Source organism: Haloarcula japonica DSM 6131, assembly GCF_000336635.1.
In the GTDB taxonomy this organism is placed as follows: domain Archaea; phylum Halobacteriota; class Halobacteria; order Halobacteriales; family Haloarculaceae; genus Haloarcula; species Haloarcula japonica.
This window is the reverse complement of the sequence record NZ_AOLY01000048.1, coordinates 14,462-29,116: the sequence shown is the minus strand read 5'-3', so window position 1 is coordinate 29,116 and position 14,655 is coordinate 14,462. Positions and strand designations below refer to the sequence as shown.

General features: G+C 56.3%; 13 protein-coding genes. 4 read left to right on the top strand and 9 right to left on the bottom strand.

Annotation, left to right across the window (positions count from 1 at the left end; genetic code table 11):
- Positions 1-35: 35 nt before the first annotated feature.
- From secY to C444_RS20745, 3 genes are all read right to left on the bottom strand, one after another.
- Entirely contained in the window at positions 36-1,505 is a 1,470-nt protein-coding gene (secY, locus tag C444_RS20755) for a preprotein translocase subunit SecY (RefSeq protein WP_004595094.1), read from the bottom strand.
- 190 nt (positions 1,506-1,695) lie between these two features.
- The gene (locus C444_RS23075; protein WP_338036207.1) at positions 1,696-2,373 is read right to left on the bottom strand and encodes a hypothetical protein; all 678 of its coding nucleotides are present in this window, start codon (positions 2,371-2,373) and stop codon (positions 1,696-1,698) included.
- 80 nt (positions 2,374-2,453) lie between these two features.
- Complete coding sequence (locus tag C444_RS20745; RefSeq protein WP_049909709.1) at positions 2,454-3,350, bottom strand: EMC3/TMCO1 family protein; 897 nt, start codon at positions 3,348-3,350, stop codon at positions 2,454-2,456.
- 113 nt (positions 3,351-3,463) lie between these two features.
- On the opposite strand from C444_RS20745, the gene C444_RS20740 reads away from it, so the two are divergent.
- Together C444_RS20740 and C444_RS20735 are read left to right on the top strand one after the other, a co-directional pair.
- Positions 3,464-4,402, top strand: a complete 939-nt coding sequence (locus C444_RS20740) for an ABC transporter ATP-binding protein (protein WP_004595091.1) — start codon at positions 3,464-3,466, stop codon at positions 4,400-4,402.
- Entirely contained in the window at positions 4,399-5,142 is a 744-nt protein-coding gene (locus C444_RS20735; protein ID WP_004595090.1) for an ABC transporter permease, read from the top strand. Before C444_RS20740 ends, C444_RS20735 begins: the two co-directional genes overlap by 4 nt.
- A gap of 414 nt (positions 5,143-5,556) precedes the next feature.
- On the opposite strand, the gene C444_RS20730 is transcribed toward C444_RS20735, so the two are convergent.
- The 5 genes from C444_RS20730 to C444_RS20710 form a co-directional block, all read right to left on the bottom strand.
- On the bottom strand, positions 5,557-7,335 hold the full coding sequence (locus C444_RS20730; RefSeq protein ID WP_004595089.1) for an archaea-specific SMC-related protein: 1,779 nt from the start codon (positions 7,333-7,335) through the stop codon (positions 5,557-5,559).
- 2 nt (positions 7,336-7,337) lie between these two features.
- Complete coding sequence (gene rdfA, locus C444_RS20725; RefSeq protein WP_004595088.1) at positions 7,338-8,093, bottom strand: rod-determining factor RdfA; 756 nt, start codon at positions 8,091-8,093, stop codon at positions 7,338-7,340.
- Between the two features lie 447 nt (positions 8,094-8,540).
- Positions 8,541-9,758, bottom strand: a complete 1,218-nt coding sequence (locus C444_RS20720; RefSeq protein ID WP_004595087.1) for a CaiB/BaiF CoA transferase family protein — start codon at positions 9,756-9,758, stop codon at positions 8,541-8,543.
- Between the two features lie 473 nt (positions 9,759-10,231).
- Positions 10,232-11,233 carry a TatD family hydrolase gene (locus C444_RS20715; RefSeq protein WP_049909708.1) on the bottom strand — a complete coding sequence of 334 codons (1,002 nt, stop codon included), beginning with the start codon at positions 11,231-11,233 and terminating at the stop codon, positions 10,232-10,234.
- Between the two features lie 96 nt (positions 11,234-11,329).
- Complete coding sequence (locus C444_RS20710) at positions 11,330-12,553, bottom strand: iron-containing alcohol dehydrogenase family protein (RefSeq protein WP_004595085.1); 1,224 nt, start codon at positions 12,551-12,553, stop codon at positions 11,330-11,332.
- A 147-nt stretch (positions 12,554-12,700) separates the two neighbouring features.
- Here C444_RS20710 and C444_RS20705 point away from each other — a divergent pair, with 147 nt between their 5' ends.
- Complete coding sequence (locus C444_RS20705) at positions 12,701-13,306, top strand: XylR N-terminal domain-containing protein (protein WP_004595084.1); 606 nt, start codon at positions 12,701-12,703, stop codon at positions 13,304-13,306.
- 2 nt (positions 13,307-13,308) lie between these two features.
- Positions 13,309-13,500 (top strand): hypothetical protein, encoded by a 192-nt coding sequence (locus C444_RS20700; RefSeq protein WP_004595083.1) that lies wholly within the window; start codon positions 13,309-13,311, stop codon positions 13,498-13,500.
- Between the two features lie 252 nt (positions 13,501-13,752).
- On the opposite strand, the gene ribB is transcribed toward C444_RS20700, so the two are convergent.
- Positions 13,753-14,457: a 3,4-dihydroxy-2-butanone-4-phosphate synthase gene (ribB, locus tag C444_RS20695; RefSeq protein WP_004595081.1), complete on the bottom strand. Its 705-nt coding sequence runs from the start codon at positions 14,455-14,457 to the stop codon at positions 13,753-13,755.
- Positions 14,458-14,655 lie beyond the last annotated feature (198 nt).

Genomic DNA, 14,655 nt, shown 5'->3' with positions numbered 1-14,655 from the left:
AAAAAACGTAGAAAACGATCACTTGCCTCGCAGAATCACCCGAACAGTTGGCGCATCATGGGATGCATCTCCATGAGTTGCTCTTCAGCGATCTCCTCGTACAGTTTATACGTGATCGAGACAGTGAGCAGTAAGCTCGTCCCCCCGACACCGCCGATGGTACCAAGCATGTTCGCCATGACCGCCAGCAGACCGACAAGCGCGCCTCCCAAGACCGTGACCTGTGGAATATACCGCTCTAGAACCTTCTCAATGACGCCGACGTTCTGGCGGAAGCCAGGTATCTGCATCCCGGAACTATGAATCTGTTGTGCCGTCGACTCAGGCCCCATATCGGCAGTCTCGACCCAAAAGACGGCGAAGATGGCACCACCGCTGATCATAAACGTGAGGTCAATGCCCATCCGCAGCAGTACTTTCCAGACAGGTTGGGTAGCCCCGCCGAGGAACCACATCCAGTCACGCGGAGAGTGGATCGGTGCAAGATAATAAAACAGCCCTCCGACGGGACGCCCGTTCGCGTAGACACCGAGCCACGCTGGCAGACTCTGCAGTTGTGCCCGCAAAATACGGCCCAGGAACTGAATGTTCGCCTGTATCGCGCGGACGAATATCATCGGGAGGACGCTAGCGTAAATGAGTTTCACCGGGAACCGACCTCGCGCACCCTTTACTCTCGCATTCGAGAGTGGGATCTCCACACGCACGGATTCGGCGTAGACAACGATAGCGAAGATGAGGAGTGTCGTGAAAAGTTGAAGCAAATGGCCTTGTGTGAATAGGAGTGCCTGTAGGCCGTCGGAACTAAAGACGGGACCGATAGGAACGGCACCGGTCGCCATCCGTATCCAGGTCAAAATGATACCGTACTGTTGACCGCCGATAGCCGGATGTGTAAGCAACCCACCGACGAGTCGCTGACTGATGCCAGCGACGATAAACAGGCCGATACCGGAGCCGACCCCCCACTTGGAGATCACTTCGTCCATGAACAGAATAAGCACACCGCCGAGGAACATCTGTGCGAAAATGAGCCACTGGACACCGGCAATTCCAACACCCAGTGACTGGGCCACCTGGGTGTCCACGGGGAGGAAATTCCCTGCAAACACCATCGGTAGACCGGTCAGGCAAATCATCACCAGCACCAGCAACTTCTGAAGCCCCTGATAGAGTATCTGGTCGCGTGGGTCGTTCTGTGTATCGAGTCCAAGGAGATTGGCCCCACCCAGCAGCTGCAAGACGATACTCGCCGTGACGATGGGCCCGATACCGAGCTGTAGCACTGATCCCTGGCCGGACGCAAGTATCGAGCTGAAGCGACCGAACACGGCCTGGTCACGGGTGATATCAAGCCCGAACAACATCACGTTCGTCAGGAAGAAATAGAGGACGAGCACGCCTGCCGTCCACGCCAGTTTCCGTTTGAACGGGATGTGTCGGTCCGGCTTGCGGACGGCTGGCATCCGGACCAGCACGGGTTCTGCCGTGTCTTTCCAGCTCATCGCTGTCCTCCAGCGCACGGCCAAGTGACGATACCATACTGACAGCTATACCGACAACGAATCATATGCGTCATGCTTGTGGGACCCCCACGCCAGAACAGGTCACAGACAGCTCTACCGCTGCTACTCTACGTAGCGCTGCCGATGATACTGCTGACGCGGTGGTTGTCGCTATTTCTTGTGTGGCCTTTCAAATGTTTACTGGTTCGGGAACGTCCGGGACCGCCGTAGCGTCCACCGTTTCGAGACGGTGGCGCCGGCCTGCCCGATCAAACGCCGCGATAGATGCATCGTGCCAGGGTGGCACAGCCACAAAGACGACTTCGTGCAGGTCATCGCGCTTGGTCACCTCCAGTCCGGAGCGTGGGTGAGAAATGAACCGACCCTGCGTCCGCTGTGGTGGGGTCGACAAGTCGATGCCGAATACGGAACTGACTGAGTTCGGCTCTTCGGGTAGATAGACGTCTGAAAAGACCGGAGTCTGATCGGGTACGTTGGTACCGGATGCGAGGTTGCCCGCTGGCGTGACCGCGAGGCCGAACGACACCGTGTCCGGCTCTGCCTCGGCGGCAAGCGAAAGGAGCATCTCCTGCAGTGGCTCGGCCATGTACACTGTCTGGCAATCGAGCGTTGGCGGTGTATCACAGCCCGCCGGTATGAGAACCGACTCCCCCAGGAGTGCAACACCGCCGGTAAGCACTCCGATGACCTCCAGATTCCTGTCGGCATACAGTCCCCACCCTGAGACACTTATCGCCGGGTGAGTGTCGGCCAGTACCCCAAATGCTCCCAATACGAGGAAACAGACACCGATGCTGAAGACAACTATCGATACCGGTGATTGGAGATGCGAGCGTGACGACGGCATCACTCGACATCCTGTCGTCGTGTTGCTAATCAGTTTCGCCTTTGCTCTCCCGGAATCGTGTAACAACCACTTAGCTCCTGTCAATCTGATTGCGAGGCGGTCGGCTGAATATCGAACGTCTTCTGGATGAGTTGCCGCGACACCATCGAACAGAGAAAGTACCAGACAATCCATGTTTTCATGGGTCCGAACAACGGCTCTTGCCAGCCGACGGCGCCAGCCAGCGGCACGATCAAGCCGAACTCACTCGCGCCGAGGTGACCACCGCGAACTTTCCACCGAAGCCAGAGGAACACTGGAATGGTCAAAAGCATGATCCACACCATCGGCCGGAACTGCAGTTTGAACATCCCGAGCTGGTCGCTGGCGACTTCCATTTGTTCCTCCTGTAGCTCCGCAAGAGCTTCGTCGTCACCGCGCTCTTTTGCCGCCTCCTTGCGCTCTTTCAGCTCGTTTACCCGCTTCTGATATGCCTGTATCTTCTCGGTGTCTCTCAGCCGTGACTGCAGTACGGTCGAATACAGTCCGGTGACGATTGCGAGTAGTATGATGACGGCGAAAAACGGGAACGCATCCGTGACGGGGGCAAGAAGGAGGTCGTCGTACGATGCGATGGTATCCCTGATACCGGTGCTCCAGTACCCCGCAAAAAGTGAGAGGGCCGCCAGCCCTGCTGCTTTGTCATACCAGGCCCACGATTCAGCTTCGATTCCGTCTGTGTCCGTCGTTGTATCCATCGGTTCGTCCGGTTGCAGTGCCTCTCGCACCCGCTCTGGATTCGCCACGGTGAATCCGGTGCCATCACTGACAAGCACCCCCTCCCGTATGAGTCGTCCCCACTCTTCATTGGACAGCGACTCGCTCACGTCGTTCCACTGGAGCGGTTCGTTTCCCTTGTCACTGTGCTCAACCACCGTAGCGAGAGCATCACGCATCGCTGGTTCTTCTATAACCGATGGTACCGGTTTATCTGGCATTCCAACAAGTGAATCTCAGACTGAATCGTTATCAATGCTTCCGTCCTGCCGTTTTCGTACTCCCATCGCTGCGAAGCGAATAGCTTAGGTCCGAAGACATCACACGTTCAGCTATGCCCCCAGCAGTTCTAGCTGAGAGTATCAGCAAACGGTACGACGACACAGTCGCACTCGACGACGTGTCGATTGATGTCGACGGCGGGGAGATTTTCGCGTTAGTTGGCCCGAATGGGTCTGGAAAGACAACCCTCGTCGAAGCCCTTACCGGAACAACAACGCCTGATTCGGGCTCAGTTAGCATCTTCGGCGAGTCACCGACCAGTGTCGAGGACGGACGTGTCGGACTGCTTCCTCAGTCGTTTACACCGCCGGAACGGCTAACAGCACGTGAACTAGTAACGTACTATCAGGGACTCTATGACGACCAACAACGCGGCGATGACGTACTCGCCGCTGTTGGCATGGAAACAGAGGACGATACGTGGTACACAAACCTGTCGGGTGGACAACAGCGGCGTATTTGCGTCGGCATTACTCTCGTTAACGACCCTGATCTCCTCTTTCTCGACGAGCCAACGACGGGAATCGATCCGGCTGGCCGTCAGTCGCTCTGGTCACTCATCGACGACTTGTCGGCCGGGGGGACGACGATATTTCTCACGACCCACTACATGAAAGAAGCCCAGCAGCTCGCAGACCGAGTCGCCTTGCTCGATGACGGGACAATCGTCGAAGTCGGCCCGCCGACCGACCTTATCGAATCCTACGGCGGTGGTACGCATCTCCTCGTTGAGACAGAAACATCCCCGGAGCAACTGTCGGTACTTGAGGCTGATGTGGAGCCGACAGAAGACGGCATACGAATTCTGGATGTTGCGACGGCTGATATCGGGCGGATCGTCGGACAGCTGGACACGCAGGGAGTCACGTACGAGACGCTCACATGGGCCGACCCTTCCCTCGAAGATGTCTACTTGAGCCTCACCGATGAGCGTATCGACGAAAACAGACCCTCGCGAGAGCCCATGACTGCCGGGGGTCGGTCCCGGTGAGTCGGACGAGCCGTGTCACTGCCGAGGCCGGCGCGGCGTGGCGAACATTCCTTCGGCGGCGGACAGCGGTCTTTTTCACCTTCGGATTCCCGCTCATCCTCGTCGCGATATTCGGCATCATCGTTCAGGCGAACCCGGCGGGTGGCGGTCTGTTCGGACACCCGACCAGTTTCTACGTGCCGGGCTATCTGGCTGTTATCGTCCTGTTCACCCCGCTGTCCAGAATCGGGAGTGCGTTCGCTCGATACCGGGATGGGAACCGGTTTCAGAAGCTGTCGACCACACCTGCGACCTCTCGCGAGTGGTTGGCTGCACACACACTCGTCAACATCGCTATCATCATTCTTGCGAGTACCGTCGTACTGGGGGTTCTGGAACTGCTCGTGGACGGGACTATCGGACTCTCACCGTTGTTACTCCTGTTTATCATTCTCGCAGTGGTGGTCTTTTGCGGCCTCGGAGCCATACTGGGACGGATTACCGATTCACAGGATGGTGTCGTCGCCGCCAGTAACGCCATCGCGCTGCCGCTCGTGTTCCTCTCCGAGACATTCGTGATGCCGGAGCGGCTTCCAACGTGGTTCCGTCCGGTGATCGGTCTTTCACCACTCACGTACTTCTCTCGCGGGGTCAGAAAGGTCACCTATCTCGGCCAACCGGCCTGGTCCGACCTGCTCGTACTGGCGATGTTCGCCGCGCTGGTTTTCATCCTCGGTGCCTCCGCGGTGCCTCAGGAGTGATACACCGAGACAGTATCCTCCCTCTAGACAGACCAGTTCTAATAATGACTGAGTGGTTGTTACTACGGGGTCATCGGGGTCGACTCCAACCGCTCCGTCGGACTCAAATATCGATATCGAGCACTTCCTCTGACTGACAGTCCGGACACGTGAGCCGATACCGTATGTGGCCCGACTGGTGGTCCGTCTCGGCGTGGGTCTGCCAGTCGCCGTGGAGGACTGTATCCTGGAAATCACAGTTGCTACACGTCTATTCCCTGTGCAATAAGCTCTGAGTGAATGCTTGGACTCCACGCTCGTGGGCCTCGGTAAACTCGCTCATCACAGCAACAGGTAGCGTAATCGAAAACATAAGTCTGGCGAGAAGGTATTACACGTTACCACGAGCCAAACAGGTCGCCGCTTCGGTTATCGTTACGATTTGGTTTCGGCCTGATGAGAGATGACATCCCAGTCAGACGGGGAAAGTTCGTTTGCTTCGAATCCGTCGTGTTCAGGATACGCCGTCAAGACAAGATAGTCAACCCGGTCCACAGTGTACTCGACGAAGGTGGCGATGTTGTCACTTGCGAGGCTTCCCAGCCCGTCGAGGAGCAACACCGGGACACGCTCACCCACGTTGTACGCCTCGTGACCAGCGAGTGCAACGACGAAGCCGAGTAGCTCCCGCTCACCCTCGCTAAGGGCATCGAGTGTCGTCTCGCGCCCATCACGGGCGATGACGAGGTCGAACGTACTGGTCAGGCGAGCCATCTCGAAGCCCGTATCGAAGCGTTCGAACAGCTCCGCTAGCGCTGTCGAAAACGACTCACGGAGGTCCTGCTTGATCTCATCTTTACGGTTCCGAAGCGAAGCGATTTCCGCTGTGAGATCGTCATACTCTGCGCTCAGCATCTCACGCTGCTCGGCACGGGATTCGGCGTCGGCCAGTTCCGCCCGAGCGTCTTCGAGTTCGGCTTCTGTGTATTTGATCTCACTCTCTATGTCGGTGAGCCGTTCCGATTCTGTCTCGACGGACTCTGTCACCTCATCGACGCGGGCCTCCAGATCAGCCAGTCGGTCGCGGGCTGAAGAGAGTTCCTCGGTTTTTTCGTCGAGAGAAGTTTCCAGCTCGCCGATTCGGTCCGTCAAGTCCGCTTCCTGCCGGCGGGCGGTTTTGACCTCGTCTCGGCGGGCCTCAAGCTCTTCGACTCGTGTCCGGTACTCTGATTCCTCCCGACGTAGCTCGGTAATTTGCTCGTCCAGTGCGTCGAGCTTGTCAGCCATTTCGTCGCTCGTCGTTTCCGTCCCACAGAGCCAACATTCGACTGTGTCCCCGAGTACATCCCGAGAGACGTCAGTCAGCAACTCAGTTCGGTCCGAGTCGAGTACCCGCTTGTTAGCCTCGAAAACCCCCTGTAACAGCTCTCGGTCCCGTTCGAGTGATCGGAGACGCTCGCGAACCTGTTCTAACTCCATCTCTATATCGCTCTCCTCCGGGACAGTCAGCTCAGAGAGTTCAGTGCGGTTCTCGGCAAGCCGGGTTTCCACTCGCTCGACAGTCTGCTCAAGCCGGTCGACACGTCGCTGCACGCGTTCTCGCTCTGCACGGAGGTCGCTGAGTTCTGCTCTGGCCTCGGTGTTGTCGCCGTCGGCGTCGAGCGCCTCCCGTTCGCTGCGTAGTTCCTCAAGCTCAGCCTCAAACTTGGTCTCTTGCTCCTGCAGTTTGGGGAGCCGCTCTGCCGCATCATTAGCCCGTTCGAGTTCGCGTTCGACCTGGTCTCGTTCGGACCGCAGTTCGGCCAGTTGGCCGTCGATGTCCTCGAAATCGAGCGGCCTCGTAAGGACCGGCTCAAGCGGGTCGCCGTCTCGGACTGCCTTTCGAACAGCGTTATTCTCGTCGAGAAATGCGAATAGATCGGCACAGATTTGATCATACTCGGACGAAAGGTACGGGGTACCGCGGCGACTGACCGCCACGCCGTCCCGTTCGAGTCGAACTTCGAACGCCTCGCCGTCCGCGTTGAGCTCGACCCGGCCCTGGTCAGTACCCTCAGTGAGCGGCGTCTCAGTCCCGAACACTGTCTGGATACTCTGTAGAAAGCTCGATTTCCCTTGCCAGTTGCTCGCACGGACGGCGTTCACACCAGGTTCGATTGCCTCGTTTGCGCTACGAATCCCGGCGATATTCTCAACTGTGAGTTCCCATGTCATGTTCAGAGTACTGGGAGCAGGAGTGTCTCTAGGAGGGATGGTTCTTCGAGCAACAGACACTGGACCGCTTCGACCGCACCATAGGGTGTAATCACTGATGAGAGAGTGTTCTTCCAGCTATCCACGGTGGTCTCTTTCTCGTCCTCATCTGAGACGTGCTGTTCACAGACGTAACCACGCTCGACCGCCTCGTCAAACGGGACCCGAACGGAACAATCCGAACAGCCGAGTTTTACCTGAACATCTACTTCGGCGGACTCAGCATCTGCGAGTCGCTCCTTCGATGCCAGCGAAGAAAGAACTGACTGGGCCTTTTCTTCGGTCCGCTGTCGGGCAACCTCGACGGTGTTTGACTCCCAGTCGGTCTTCGCCTCGTTAGTGTCTTTGTCCGCTTCGAGACACCCCTTGAGATGATGGCGCATCGTGCTCCAAGAGATGAGTTCGCTCTCGATGCGCTCGATGTCGAGTCCATCAGCAGCAAGCGCGGCTGCCAGCTCGTCGTACGCTACGTCGTCATCACCGGTTATGAGTTCGTACTCACGGTCCAGATGGACACCCAGTGTTTCCCGATCTACTTCGGCGTATAGCTCTTTGAGAACCCGTTTGTTGAACCACTCCGTGAGCGATTTGTACCCGACCGCTGATCGTCCGTCACGGCCGGTCCAGCGAGCCACGAGATACTCGTCGAGAGAGTGGTTCCCTGATCCAGGGGCCGTGAGGTCATACCGGTCAGCCAGTGTCTCGACCTTGCATCCCATACTGTTTCTACCCGAATTAAAGGGTTGGCGACTATTAAACGTGCGTACTATCATTTGGCTCGCATTCAGCTGGACTGATTCCATGTAAAACTGAACGGCTTGAACCAATCATTGTCTATTTCTGCTTTGGCGGTGCTGGAACAGCTTAGGGAGCTTATATCCTCGCGCTTGTGTTTGTATAAACCCAAATCAACAGCATATTATCTCTATATCTTTGTATATACAGATAGACATACATAATTTGCTTACTTTTAGTAATATCTTAGGGGCTATCAGTGGAAGATGTGCGAGAAGTATCTTCGTTATAGTTGGCCTTATATTTATATGAAGGAATGTGTTCGTTTATTATCGCCCGTCCGTGTTTCGACAGATGTTTGCAGGCGATCAACGAGAATCGTTACGCCTGTCGGAAGATCGTCGGCCTAATCCCAGAGAAACAGGCGGTATCTACTCCTCGTCGTCCGCAGAGCCGAAAACACCGGCGTTTGCGAGCGCTTCAACCTCCGCCTCAGAATATCCGAGCTCGCGGAAGACCTCACGATTGTGCTCACCGAGCAGCGGCGGCGCGGAGTCGAACCCGCTATCTGCGTTGTGGTACTGGATCGGGTGTTCGATAACTGGGACTTCCCCGAGTTCCGGATGTTCAATTTCGGTGATCGTTCCCCTTGCATCTATCTGTGGATTGTCCAGAGCTTCTTCGACATCGTAAACCGGTCCAGCCGGGACACCAGCGTCCTCCGCAATGATCTCGATCCACTCATCCGTAGTCTTCTCGGCGAGAGTGTCCTCGATTTCCGCCTCTAACTCGTCGACGTGCTCGACGCGGTCTTTGTTCATCTCGAAGCGGTCGTCGGCAGGGAGATCAGGTCGGTCGAGTGCCTCGCAGAGCTCGCCCCAGAGCTTCTCATTGAGGATACAGATGTTGAGGTACCCGTCCTTCGTCTCGAATGTCTGGTAGGGAGCGAGTACTGGATCTTTAGTTCCCATCCGCCGGGTCTCCTCACCGGCAAATACCATGCCGGCCTGTTTTGTGAGCCACGGGAGTGTCGCTTCGAGCATCCCGAGATCGATGTACTCGCCCTCGCCGGTCTGTTCCCTTCGGTAGAGTGCGGTCATCGTGCCGAAAGCAGCCCACATGGCAGTAATGAGGTCCGTCATCGGTAAACCGACTTTGACCGGCTGGCGGCCCTCTTCGCCAGTCACGTCCATGATCCCACCCATTCCCTGAATGAGCAGGTCGTATCCCGACCGCTTACTCCAGGGTCCTGTCTGTCCAAACGCGGAGATTGCGAGATAAACGAGGTCATCGTTGTACTCGGAGAAAGTCTCGTAATCGACATCAAGGCGCTCCGCAGTCCCGGGTCGGAAGTTCTGAATAAAGACATCGGCCTCTGCGATGAGGTCATACAGCGCCTCCTTCGCTTTCTGGTTTTTTAGGTCGAGTTCGAGGCTCTTCTTCCCGTAGTTCAGTGTCCAGTAGTACGGCGATTGGCCGTTAATAAACGGGGGACCGGAATGTCTGACTGCATCGCCGTAACCAGGCTGTTCAACCTTGAGGACCTCCGCCCCCTGATTAGCCAGCATCGCTGAACAGAACCCACCAGTGACGAACGTCGAGAGGTCGATAATCTTGATGTCATCCAGAATTTTCCCGTCTGGGTTCATATTTGTCCTCCCAGTACGGCGTTCATATCCAGTGATCTTATAGTCTGAACATCGGAAGCGGAAAAAATTGTGGATTTTCGTGTCTCATTCACGTTGGGCGTGTGGTTAGTACACATCCGTGATAGGTTATCACATTACCAGTGGGTAAAACCTTTGCAAGATCTGGGTAGCGTTCCAGGAAACCGTTTCATCACGGGCGAGTTTGGTACGGCTACCTGTTCGTCTCTCTGATTCAGTTTGGCGATGACAGCGAGAACCTCAACTTCGCGGATGCGGACGGGACGGTTAGTCTGACAGTGTACGACGTTGAGCGACTGGAACTCGATAGCAAGACGATGACCGGACGCAAGAGCGAGGGAAACCAGTGATATCATCAGAACGGTGAACAGCAGAATTCTGGCACCGAATCAAGATAATAACCTGTCCCGGTGTTGCAACCAACCTCGAGACAACACAAAATATTGCGGGCAGCGTCAGTAATCAAATCCAAACACAGCGGACGGGTTCGTTAACACAACCTGTCGGATATCGTCCTCGTCAACGCCCAGGCGGTACAGTTCGAGGATAGCCCGTTTGACCGAGCGGACATCAGTGCGGAGAACATTCGCACAATCAGTCTCGACGAGAATCCGGTCGGGTCCGTATCGGTCGATAGCATCGGCGACATCGGCGGCAGTGACACCAGTCAACCACGGATATCCGAGCGTGAAGCTGGCGTAGCATTCCGTCTCTGACAATAGGAAGTCGACATTGTTCGGGTCGGCGTGCGAGGCAACGATTTGATCCTCGGGAAGGCCCACCTGGTCGGCAATATCGATATCCATGCGAACCGCTTCGAGTGACGGATTCTCTCCCGTGAGTACCGGGTCTTGCGTCAGGTTTGTGTTCTTCTCATAGCCAGGAGTACCGACGCCTGGCCGGTAGGTCGGTTGGTCGGCAGGGCGCTTGTTCGGCGTGTGAAGGATAATAGGGAGGTCGTGGTCGGCCGCCAGTTCCATTTGTGCCCCGACGACTGTACGTTGTTCATCAAGCCCCCAGGACTGGACGTGCTGTGCGGGAGTAATACCCGTTTCGCCGAGAGCAACCACTGGCTCCGTACGACAGTATTCGTCCATCGCCGCAAAGAGGTCGTCCGGGTTGGCTATCGGAACGCCGGTGTGGACACCGAAAGCGAGCCGGGCCTCGAAAAAGTGATTCCGCTCTATCGTCCGTCGCCGGTTGATTACATCGTCCCAGAGAAATCGGATGTCCTCGGCTTCGACGGGTTTGTACGGCGTCCAGTGGTATCCTGACGCAACCATGACCATCCCCTGGCAGCCGGTAAGCGAGTACCGCTCTCGGTCCTCCCACGAGAGCGTCTGTGCGTGATTATGACAGTCTATCCAGGGGAGATTCAGAAGCGACGGCGGCGGGGAGAATTCATCGTCAGTGAGGTGAGCTTCGTCAGTTGGTCGACGGGTGGGCTGTTGTGTCATATCGGATATGAGGGCGAGAGTGATTTGAAAGTTGGCACCGGAAGATCTCACCGCACAACGAACTGTCAGATATACGTCCAGCGTCGTCGGGCTACCTTACCACATCTGCTCAAACACGGCTTCGAGGTCTGACTGTGCGGCGTCAAGGTGTTCCGGCCCTGCATCCATGAACGGATCTTCGATGACCGCTTTTGCGAGGGAGGGGAAATGCGCCTTCTCGGTTCCATCGATTGAGCGGAGTTGTGACGGAAGATCAAGCGCATCACGCGTCTGGGTAACGGCGTCGACGATGGCATCAGCTGTCTCCTCCGGGGTCGCAGCCTCGTCTCGTACGTCGAAGGCCTCGGCGAGCAGGTCACGTCGGCCGTCCACTTGTTCGAATAGATAGCGAAGCACGTGGGGTGCAGCGATAGCGTGGGCTACGCCCTGCTGAACGTTGTAGTTCCGGGCAATCGCGTGGCCGAACGAGTGAATTACAGACGCCCGGTACGCGTTTGGCGTCGATAGGCCGTACTGAGCGGCTGCGATGCCCCGCAAGATCTGTGAGAGGTCCTCCTCACTCGTGGAATCGTCAGCGAGTGCGGGGAGGCTCTCATAGAGCAGTCGGACGCCGCGGATCGCAGTACCGTCAGTGAGGGGGTTGTGATGTCGGGTATAGATCATCTCGATGCCCTTATCGAAACCGTTCATCGCTGACCGTGCAAGGATCGGATTCGGTGTCGTCGCAAACAGGTTGAGGTCGTGAAAGACCGCAGTCGGCATGAGCCTACTATCGGAGACACCAGCACTGGGAATCTCATCCTTAGATTTCCCTGCTGGATCCAGACTGAGTTTGACGCCTGCAACCTGAGAAAGGTCAGCGCCCGGAAGTGTCGTGGGAACGGCGAAGATGTCCGTGAGAACAACCTCGTCGTCGGGGAGAACCATCTCTCCGCGGTCGAGAATTTCGTCTGTGACCTCATCGACCGGTCGGTCGTGTCCCGCGAGAACGCTGATCTGTTTGGCCATGTCGAGGCTGCTGCCGCCGCCGAGCGGGACCAGTGCGTCAATGTCATCCTCACGAACGCGACGGGCTCCGGCGGCAGCGTCTCGTAGGTACTTTTCAGGCGTGACGTCATCGAAGACCCCGTGCAGTCGATCACCGATGCCATCACGGAGCGGATCCATGATCGCAGGCACGTCAGCCAGCGTCGCGTCGGTAACAATGAGCGCACGCGAGGCACCATATCGCTCCAGTTCGGAGCCGAACTCTGCAACTACTCCCGGGCCATGATGGATCGCACCCGGCTGATACTCGAAGCTGTAGGCGTTACCATCCATTCTACCGAGTTTGGATTACGCACGTGTCCACATAATAGTATCTCCGCAACCGGGTCAGCCAGAAGTATACGACAACACGAGATCGAGGTTCATGTTCTTTCTCTGGTAAAAACCATTAATACGTAATGCAAGTATTGCCGTATAAGAATGAAAGCATCGGACTTCGACCTCGTCCGCGACCTCAAATTCGACCTCGAGCGAGGGATAACAACCTACGGGAGTGACCGCATGGTTATCCTCCATGCGGACGCCCTCGGGCTGTTGCGCTATCAAATCATCGAAGAGATCGGATTTGAGCGTGCGCGAGAGATTTTCCTCAGGTTCGGATTCCGGGCGGGATTCTCCGATGCGTTAGAGATGAAGGTGGCCTACGACTGGGATACTGACCGCGATCTACTCGAGATGGCACCGCGCCTGCATACCTATCAGGGCATCTGTCGCGCTGAAACAACCCATGTGGAGATTGATATCGACGACGGGCGACTCCACGTGAAAGGACACTGGTACAACTCCTACGAGGGGAGCCAACACCGGATGTTCTACGAGGAGTCCGTTGAACCAGTCTGCTGGTCACAGATAGGATACGCCGCAGGATACGGGACGGGGATGATGAATGCCCCCGTTATTTCGGTGGAAAAGCAATGTATCGGTGCGGGTCATGAGTACTGTACAATGGAGTCACGAATTGCTGACGAATGGGGGGAGGAGGCAGACATGTACCGCGAGGCATATGGCGACTTGCTTGATGTATAACAATGGCTGAGAAACTACTTGAATACTACCAGTACGTAGAAAATCAGTACGATATCGAAACGAAACAAGAACTCGGGTGGGCGACGAGTCTTCCAAGGCATAGGGCCTCATTCGAGGCCGACTCGGATGAAAATATCGAGAAACTCCGCACAGCTATCGAACGGATAACCGGCGAGGAACCGCCGGAGTTCTGACCCCGCACTGGTATTCAAATTGAGGGGATCACAGCAGGTGACCTAGTGTTAGCCAAGGAAATGAGAACGGTAAATAAGGCTAGCACAGTCCTTGTCTATTTGGATGTGTGTCAACTGTGACTGCGTCACAGACGTCCCTCACATTTTCGAGAAGTGGATCCTTGGCCCTGAGATGTCGGTACAGTGAACGGTGGCGTCCGGACCAGATATCCTGAACATATTGTCGAGTATCACGCTCCCCAGAAGAGAGAGTTACTCTCTCATCACTTCGTCAATGATTGTCGATTCGTCAAGCAGGACGAAGTCGTTCTCACCGGCGTATGCAGCGGCGTTGGTCCGGGAGAGCGCGCCACCAGTTTCGTCGTCAAGCATCTCACAGACGACGGCAGCAGGGGGAACGTCCGCCATCTCGGCGAGGGCGATACCTAGTTCCGTGTGGCCCTGCCTGTCGTCAAGGAGATTCGGAGCGGCTTTGAGCAGATGGACGTGCCCTGGAATGTCGAATTCGGACGCGAAGTCGACATCATCAGGGTTTCGTGCTGCTTCACCAAGCACAGAAATTGTCTGTGCACGGTCGTTGTCGACGATTCCGGTGAACGTATCCCGGTGATTAACTGTCAGCGAGAACGACGACCTGTCATCATACTCGATACCAGTCTCGGATCCAGCCGGGTGGCTCAGTTCGTCCGCCGCAAATGGGAGGTCGAACGCCTCTGCGACATCGTACGAGAGTGCGACACAGATGAGACCACCGGCGTCGTTCCGGAGTCGAGCGACGTCGGACGATGTCACGGTGTGGGCCGGGTAGACCAGATCAACTTCGTTCTCGCGGTCGGAGGCATCGTGAATGAGAACCGGCTCACCCTGCTGGAACGCCGCTATCGCGTTGTCAAGCCCGCCGGCAGGCTTGTTTTGCCTGTAACTTCGACTCTCCGGGAGCATGCTGTCACTCCACATAGATATTCTCCTCTCGAAAGAGCACATTTCGGCTCTGCATAGGCAACTGTTCGGTAGGATGTCTAATAAATATTCCTCCTAGATTCCGTTGTAACACGATAGATATCGGCCAGTAGAGGCCGTATGAACAGCTCTCGCAATAGGCAGGATCGTTTAGAACAGGTCGACCACCAGACGTTTTATTATGGTTTCAGCCAA